At 72.5% G+C, this 7,513-nt stretch carries 9 protein-coding genes and 1 tRNA gene; 7 read left to right on the plus strand and 3 right to left on the minus strand.

The annotated features are described in order from the left end of the window. From NWP09_RS10220 to NWP09_RS10230, 3 genes are all read left to right on the plus strand, one after another. Positions 1 to 382 (plus strand): hypothetical protein (locus tag NWP09_RS10220; protein WP_258275408.1); only part of this gene is annotated, 382 nt, incomplete at its 5' end. A gap of 126 nt (positions 383 to 508) precedes the next feature. Continuing rightward, positions 509 to 949: an OsmC family protein gene (locus tag NWP09_RS10225; RefSeq protein WP_258275409.1), complete on the plus strand. Its 441-nt coding sequence runs from the start codon at positions 509 to 511 to the stop codon at positions 947 to 949. A 93-nt stretch (positions 950 to 1,042) separates the two neighbouring features. Further along, positions 1,043 to 1,118 (plus strand) — tRNA-Ala (locus NWP09_RS10230). 43 nt (positions 1,119 to 1,161) lie between these two features. On the opposite strand, the gene NWP09_RS10235 is transcribed toward NWP09_RS10230, so the two are convergent. Next, on the minus strand, positions 1,162 to 2,304 hold the full coding sequence (locus NWP09_RS10235; protein ID WP_258275410.1) for an NAD(P)/FAD-dependent oxidoreductase: 1,143 nt from the start codon (positions 2,302 to 2,304) through the stop codon (positions 1,162 to 1,164). Positions 2,305 to 2,493: 189 nt separating this feature from the next. On the opposite strand from NWP09_RS10235, the gene NWP09_RS10240 reads away from it, so the two are divergent. Together NWP09_RS10240 and NWP09_RS10245 are read left to right on the plus strand one after the other, a co-directional pair. After that, positions 2,494 to 2,709: a KTSC domain-containing protein gene (locus NWP09_RS10240; protein ID WP_258275411.1), complete on the plus strand. Its 216-nt coding sequence runs from the start codon at positions 2,494 to 2,496 to the stop codon at positions 2,707 to 2,709. Positions 2,710 to 2,795: 86 nt separating this feature from the next. Beyond that, on the plus strand, positions 2,796 to 3,011 hold the full coding sequence (locus NWP09_RS10245) for a DUF2945 domain-containing protein (protein WP_258275412.1): 216 nt from the start codon (positions 2,796 to 2,798) through the stop codon (positions 3,009 to 3,011). Positions 3,012 to 3,190: 179 nt separating this feature from the next. Here NWP09_RS10245 and cydB read toward each other — a convergent pair whose 3' ends face one another. Both cydB and NWP09_RS10255 read right to left on the minus strand, forming a co-directional pair. Then, complete coding sequence (cydB, locus tag NWP09_RS10250) at positions 3,191 to 4,255, minus strand: cytochrome d ubiquinol oxidase subunit II (protein ID WP_258275415.1); 1,065 nt, start codon at positions 4,253 to 4,255, stop codon at positions 3,191 to 3,193. Positions 4,256 to 4,285: 30 nt separating this feature from the next. Then, a complete protein-coding gene (locus NWP09_RS10255) occupies positions 4,286 to 5,872 on the minus strand; it encodes a cytochrome ubiquinol oxidase subunit I (RefSeq protein ID WP_258275413.1) in 1,587 nt (528 codons plus the stop codon). 154 nt (positions 5,873 to 6,026) lie between these two features. Between NWP09_RS10255 and NWP09_RS10260 the strand changes: the two genes are divergently transcribed. After that, positions 6,027 to 6,383: a BlaI/MecI/CopY family transcriptional regulator gene (locus tag NWP09_RS10260; protein ID WP_258275416.1), complete on the plus strand. Its 357-nt coding sequence runs from the start codon at positions 6,027 to 6,029 to the stop codon at positions 6,381 to 6,383. 13 nt (positions 6,384 to 6,396) lie between these two features. Then, positions 6,397 to 7,200, plus strand: a complete 804-nt coding sequence (locus NWP09_RS10265) for a M56 family metallopeptidase (RefSeq protein WP_258275414.1) — start codon at positions 6,397 to 6,399, stop codon at positions 7,198 to 7,200. Positions 7,201 to 7,513 lie beyond the last annotated feature (313 nt).

Below are 7,513 nucleotides of genomic sequence, written 5' to 3' on the forward strand. Positions count from 1 at the left end.
GGACCGTCGCGCCCTGTCGGGCCCGGTCGCGCGCGTGGCGCGGCTCGAGGCGAGCTTCGACGAGCTCGTGACCGGCGAGGTCGCGAAGGCTCAGACCGAGACCGAGCGGCGACTGTCGCCGACGCAGCCCGCGCTGCCCGTGCGCGAGCTGCCGCTCCGCGAGGCACCGGTGCGCGCGGCGGTCGCGCAGGCCGAGGCGCTCGACGTCGAGCGCGCCGAGCAGCCGCTCGAGACGCAGCAGGACGAGCACCCCATCCGCCGCGAGCAGCCCGCTCGCCAGGCGCCCAGGACCGCGGGCTCGCGGTTCGCGTCGATGGGGCTCGTCGACGACGACCTCGCGGGCGTCGACGTGCACGAGGCGTTCGCGCGCCGCGTCGGCTGAGCCCCGCATCCGGCGGGCCAGCGCCCCGACCGGCATCGGCGCGGCCGTCCGCGCCTCGCACTGACCGGCTGGGCGGGAGCGGTCGATGCGCTGTGCCGCCGGTCGCCCCGCTCCTACGATGAGCGCATGAGCACGCAGCCGACGCCCCTGCACATCGAGCGCATCGCGCCCAAGACCTACGTGGGGCGCAACGCCCGCGGGGCGGAGGTGCGCATCGGCAGCTCGGATGCCGACGGCGTCTTCTCGCCGGGCGAGCTGCTCGGCCTCGCGCTCGCGGCCTGCGGGCTGCTCTCGGCCGACCACACGATCGCGAGCCGGCTCGGCGCCGAGTTCGCGGCGGTCGTCGACATCGACCAGACGAAGCCCGATGGCGAGGATCGCTACGACCGCATCGCGGGCACCATCCGCGCGAACCTGGATGCGCTCGACGCGGAGCACGTCGCCGCGCTGCAGGAGCGCGCTGCGCGGGCGATCGAGCGCCTCTGCACGGTCGGGCACACGCTCGACGCGCCGCCCGAGCATCCGGTCGTCCTCGAGCACGACGCGAGCCTGCCGCAGCAGCTCTGACGCGCTGACCGGGCGCCGCGCGAGCGGTGCGCATCGGCGGCGGTCGCCTCGATTTCGTCGAAGGGCACCGCGTCGGTTAGGCTGTATCGGTCAGGGCCCGTGGCGCAGTTGGTAGCGCGTCTCGTTCGCAATGAGAAGGTCGGGGGTTCGATTCCCCCCGGGTCCACCACTCGAGAGCCCCGCTTCGGCGGGGCTCTTCGCATGTCCGGCGATCATCTCGCGGCGCCGACGCTCTCGCGGATGACGCGGGACGCGTCCCAGTCGTTCACGTGCATGGCTGCGGCGACCGTGCCGTCCTTCACCCAGAACGCGCGGAACGCGTGGCCCGCGAGCACATCCGTCGAGCCCTCGATGTCGACGCGGTCGTAGCCGTCGGGTCCGACGCTGCCGACGTACTCCATCCCCATGTCGTACTGGTCGGTGAAGAAGTAGGGGAGCCGCGTGTACGGCTCCTCGGCACCGAGGAGGTTGCGCGCCGCGGTCCGCGCCTGCCGGATGGCGGTGTCCCAATGCTCGACGCGGATCCGCCGACCGAGCACCGGGTGGTCGTGCGCGGCGATGTCGCCGACCGCGTAGACCCGGGGGTCGGATGCGCGGAGCCGTGCGTCGACGAGCACGCCGTCGTCGGTGGCGAGGCCGGCAGCCTCCGCGAGCTCGATCGCCGGGGTGACGCCGACCGCGGCGAGCACGAGGTCGGCGCCGACGAGGTCGGCGGGGGCGACCCTGGTGCCGAGCCGCAGGTCGACCCCGTGACCCCGATGGAGCTCGGCGACCACCTGCGCGAGCTCGGGCCCGAGCACGCGCAGCAGCGGCAGCTCGGCCGTCTCGAAGACCGTCACCTCGACCTCCGACTGCCGCGCCGCGGAGGCCGCCTCGAGCCCGATCCAGCCGGCGCCGACGATGGCCATGCGCGCACCCGGGCGGAAGGCCGCGCGGAGCGCGTCGCTGTCGTCGACCGTGCGCAGCGTGACCATCGGCCCGACGCCGTCGCCGAGGTCGAGCCGCCTGGGCGTCGCGCCGGTGGCGAGCAGCAGCTGGTCGAAGCGCACGGCCCTCGACTCCCCGTCGCCGGCCGCCGGCTCGGTCTGCACCGTCCGCCGCTCGAGGTCGATCGCGGTCGCCCGGGTGCCGAGCATGAGCTCGATGCCGTGCTCGTCGTACCAGCCGCGGTCGTGCACCAGGGCCTTCTCGAAGGGCTGCCTGCCCATGAGGTAGCCCTTCGACAGCGGCGGCCGCTCGTACGGCAGGTGCGCTTCACCGCCGATGAGCGTGATCGGCTCCCGGTAGCCCTGCTTGCGCAGCTCCGTCGCTGCGGTGGCGCCGGCGAGACCGGCGCCGACGATGGCGATGCTCATGATGACCTCCGTCGATGGGTCGATCGAACACCCCGCCGCTTCTTTCGTCAAGATCTGTGTTCGTTAGAAAGCGGTGCGTCGGCGTGGAGGCTGGCAGGGCACCATGGGCGGCATGACGCACATCGCGGAGCGCGATCGGCTCAGCCGCAGCCGAGCGGCGTCGCTTCGGGCGGCCCGTCGATGAAGCGCATGCCGGTGACGAGCAGCGTGCTCGTGTCGATCGGCTACGACGCGGCGTCGGCGGTCCTCGAGGCCGAGTTCCAGAGCGGGGCGGTCTACCGCTACTTCCTCGTGCCGCCGCGCGTCTTCCGCGAGCTGCGCGGAGCGGCCACATCGGGCGCGAGCGTCGGCGCCGCCTTCAACGAGCTCGTGAAGGCCGCGGGCTACCGGTTCGAGGAGCTGTGAACGACGACTCCGGCCCGCTCGCCGACCGCAGACGGGAGCGTCATCGACGGGTGGCGGAGCGTCGCGCGCCGCGGCACGATGAGCCCATGACCGAGACGTTCGAGGTGGGCGACCACGTCAGCTGGAACTCCGAGGCCGGGCGCGTGCGCGGCAGGATCACGAAGATCCACAAGCGCGACTTCGAGTTCATGGGGCGCACGCGCCGGGCGAGCAGCGACGAGCCGCAGTACGAGATCAAGAGCGATAAGACCGACCACATCGCGGCGCACAAGGGCTCCGCGCTCACGAAGCTAGAGGACTGAGCGCGCCGCTGCGATCTGCCGCCGAACGGGACCCCTTCGCGGCGAGGGGACCCGAGATCTCGGGTCCGCTCGCCGGAAAGGGGTCCGTGAAGGGCGCCGGGTGGGCGCTTGCTTGGGAGAGCGAGCACGGACCGGATGGACGCCCGCTCCGGGGAGCGACCCGCTCCGCGCGCGGGCCGCTACGCGCGCGGAGCGGCCGCGCCCCGGTCGCGGTCCCGCAGGATCGCAGGCAGCACGACGTGCGCATCCGGGATCATGCCGGGCGTGACGCGGCGCCGGAACACCCAGTAGCTCCATGCCTGGTAGCCGAGGATGATCGGCAGGCTCACCGCGGTGATCACGGTCATCACTCCGAGCGTGTACGGGCTGCTCGACGCGTTCATGATCGTCAGGTCGAAGGCGGGGTCGATCGTCGACGGCAGCACCTTCGGGAAGAGCCCCGCGAAGATCGCCGCGGTGCCGAAGAGCCCGAACGCGGCGTAGCCGGTGAAGGCCAGGCCCTCCCGGCGTCGGCGCGCCTGGGCCCAGCCGAGGCATCCGCCCGCCACGGCCAGCAGCACGAGCGCCCACGAGAGCAGGGTGCCGCCGTGCTCGAGCTGCACCCACAGCGCCCACACCGCGGCGGGCACGAGGCACAGCGGCGCCCACGTCGCGGCGAACCGCATCGAGCGCTCGCGCACCGGCCCGTCGGCCTTGAGCCCGAGGAACGTCGCCGAGTGGGCGAGCGCGAAGCCCACGATCGCGAGCCCGCCGACGATCGCCGGCCAACCGAGCCACACGAACGGCCCGCCGACGCGGTCGCCGTTGCCGTCGATCGGCAGCCCGAGCGTCGTGAGCGCGAGCATCGCGCCGACGCAGAACGCGGCGATGAGCGAGCCGAGGCCGACGCCCGCCGTCCACACGGAGCGCCAGCGCGCGGTGTGCACCTTGCCGCGCCACTCGATCGACACCGCGCGCAGGATGAGCCCGACGAGCGCGATCGTGAGCGGCACGTAGAGCGTCGAGAAGAGCGACGCGTACCAGGCGGGGAAGGCGGCGAACGTGCCGGCGCCGGCGGTGATGAGCCACACCTCGTTGCCGTCCCAGACGGGGCCGATGGTGTTGAGCATCACGCGGCGCTCGCGCTCGTCGCGCGAGGCGAACAGCATCCGCATGCCGACGCCGAGGTCGAAGCCCTCGAGCAGCAGGTAGCCGATCCACAGGACGGCGATGAGCACGAACCAGACGATCGCGAGCGGTTCCATCATGTCTCCAGAAGCAAGGGGGCGGATGCGTCAGTACGCGAAGGCGAGCACGTCGTCACGGGCGCGTGGCTCGTCGCCGTCGTCGCCGGCGGGCGCGTTGCGGTGCGCGAGCTCCGGCATGGCGCTCGCGACCCCGCCGCGCACGTACTTCACGAGGAGGACGATCTCGACGACCATGAGCACGGCGTACACCGCCGAGAGGGTGATGACCGAGAACAGCAGCTCGCCGGCGGTGACGCCGGGGGAGACCGCGGCGGCGGTGAACATGAACACCCCGTCGATGCCCGACGGGTCCGGGTTCGGCGCGACGACGAACGGCTGGCGGCCGATCTCGGTGAAGATCCAGCCGGCGATGTTGCCGGCGAACGGCGCGAGGATCCCGAGGATCGCGAGGCGCATGATCCACGGCGACGTCGGCACGGTGCCGCGGCGCGTGAGCCAGAGCGCGACGAGCGCGCCGAAGGCGGTGATGCCGCCGAGGCCGATCATGAGCCGGAAGCCCCAGTAGGTGACCCACATCGGCGGCACGTAGTTCACCTCGGTGCCGGCGAACGAGCCATAGAGCTCGTCGTCGGGGATCGTCTCGCCGTACTGGTTCACGTACTGCGGCTCGAGGTCGGTGATGCCGGGCATGTCGGCGCCCCACTCGCCGGTGCCGAGGAAGCCGAGCACGCCGGGGATCTCGATGAGCGTGACGACGTCGCGGCAGTCGGTCGTGCCGGGGTCGCCGATCGAGAGCACCGAGAACGACGAGCCGGTGTGGCACGCGGCCTCGGCGGAGGCCATCTTCATCGGCTGCTGCTCGTACATGAGCTTGCCCTGCCAGTCGCCGGTGATGCCGGTGCCGCCGAAGGCGACGATCGCGAGCACCGCGCCCGCGCGCAGCGACCAGAGCCAGACGCCGTGGTCCGTCTTGTCGCGACCCGGCACCGACGCGGCCTCGCCGACGACGACGCGACCCGACGCATCCGTCGTGTCGATGCCGTCGTGGCGCCGACGCCACAGGTGGTACCAGGAGATGCCGATGAGGAACATGCCCGCGACGATGAGCGAGCCGAAGATCGTGTGCGTGAAGGCGGCGATCGCGGTGTTGTTCGTCAGCACCGCCCAGATGTCGGTCATGACCGGGCGGCCGTCGGCGGCGAGCTCGACGCCGACGGGGTGCTGCATCCACGAGTTCGCGACGATGATGAAGTAGGCCGAGAGCCACGAGCCGATCACCGCGCACCACAGGGCCGCGAGGTGGAGGCCCTTGCGCAGGCGCCCCCAGCCGAAGACCCAGATGCCGAGGAACGTCGACTCGGCGAAGAAGGCGAGCAGCCCCTCGAGCGCGAGCGGAGCGCCGAAGACGTCGCCGACGAAGCGCGAGTACTCGCTCCACGCCATGCCGAACTGGAACTCCTGCACGAGCCCGGTCGCGACGCCGAGGATGAAGTTGATCAGGTAGAGCTTGCCCCAGAACTTCACCATGCGGAGGAACTTCTCGTCGCCCGTGCGCACCCAGATCGACTGCATGACGGCGATCGCCATGCCGAGCCCGAGGGTGAGCGGCACGAGCATGAAGTGGTAGACGGTGGTGATGCCGAACTGCCACCGGGCGATGTCGAGCGCTTCCACGCCGGCTCTCCTCTGCTCACAGTGTTCTACTCCGCGTAGAACTCTTTCTACACAGCATAGAAGAAGTTCGACTCGATGTAGAATCGGTGCGACGGATGCGTGGCGTCACGCGTCGAGGCTCGAGTCAGGAGGAGCGATGGTGCGGAAGCAGACCATGGGAACCCTCGGCGAGCTCGAGCGCGCCGTCATGGATGCCGTGTGGGACGCCGCCGAGCCGCTCAGCGCGTACGACGTGCAGGCGCAGCTCGAGGCCGCCGGTCGCCCGCTCGCCGCGACGACGCTGCTCACGGTGCTGACGCGGCTCGAGAAGAAGGGCTTCGTCGCGGCCGACCGCGGCGTGCGGCCCCACCGCTACGCCGCGGTCGCCTCGCGCGCGGACCACGTCGCCGAGCTCATGCACGAGGTGCTGGGCGAGTCGCGCGACCGCATGGCGGTGCTCGAGCGCTTCGTCGGCTCCGTCTCGGCGGAGGACGCGGCGACCCTCCGCCAGCTGCTGCGCGGCGCGGACTGACGGCAGCACCCCCGTGCCCGACGCCGCCGCCGCGCTCGAGGGCGCGTTCCTGATCCCCTACGGGGCAGTGGTGTGGGCGGCCGTCATGCTCGGGCTCGTCGCGGTGCTGCTCGCGTGGCCGGTGCCGATCTGGCTCGCGCGCGCCGCGTGGCCGATGCGCGCGCCGGTGATCGCGCTGCTCGTGTGGCAGGCCGTGGGCCTCGCCGGCGGCCTGTCGATGATCGGCGCGCTCGCGCTCATCGGCCTCGCCATCGCGCCGCAGCAGCCGTGGCTCGCGCTCGTGCCGGCGGCGGTGCTGCTCACCTACCTGCTCGTGCACCTCGCCGTGACGGTCGTGCAGGTGACACGCCAGCGCCGACGCCACCTGGAGCTGCTCGACATGCTCACGGCACCGCATCCGACCCGCGCGCGCACGCGCGTGCTCGACGACGCGGTGCCCGTCGCCTACTGCCTGCCGCGCGGGGTGGGCTCGGTGACGGTGCTCTCGCAGGGGCTGCTCGACCGGCTCGACGCCGACGAGCTCGTCGCGGTGATCGCGCACGAGCGCGCCCACGTCGAGCAGCGGCACGACCTGCTGCTGCTCGCGTTCCGCGCGTGGCGGTCGGCGCTGCCGTGGTTCCCCATCGCGGCGCTCGCGGACTCGGAGGTCGCCGCGCTCGTCGAGATGCTCGCCGACGACCACGCCCGCCGCGAGGTGCGCGACGAGGTGCTCGCGCGCGCGATCCTGCACGTCGGGGCGAGCGGCGTGCCCGGGGCCGAGGTGGATGCGTCGGGGTCGTCGCGCGGGAGCGACCGGTTCAAGCGGCTGGTGGCGTAGCGCGCCTCGCGGCTCGCTGCAGCGAGCGCTCGCGTTCGAGGCACGTTCTGGCCCCTCCTCGGAGCGATCCGGGGGCCGATCGGTACCTCAGACCGATGGCGATGCGGCGCACGCACAGGGCCGGCCGCGGCACCGCTCAGGGCAGGCGCACGACCTCGTCCTCGGGGAGGCGGTCGGCGCGGCGGTGCGAGACGAGCACCACGACGCGGTCGGCGGTCGCGTCGCGCACGTCGCGCATCATCGCCTCGGCGGTCGGGGCATCGAGGTGCGCCGTCGGCTCGTCGAGCAGGATGAGGTCGGCGCGGGTGAGGAG

This window comes from Agrococcus sp. HG114 (assembly GCF_024723325.1).
Lineage (GTDB): Bacteria > Actinomycetota > Actinomycetes > Actinomycetales > Microbacteriaceae > Agrococcus.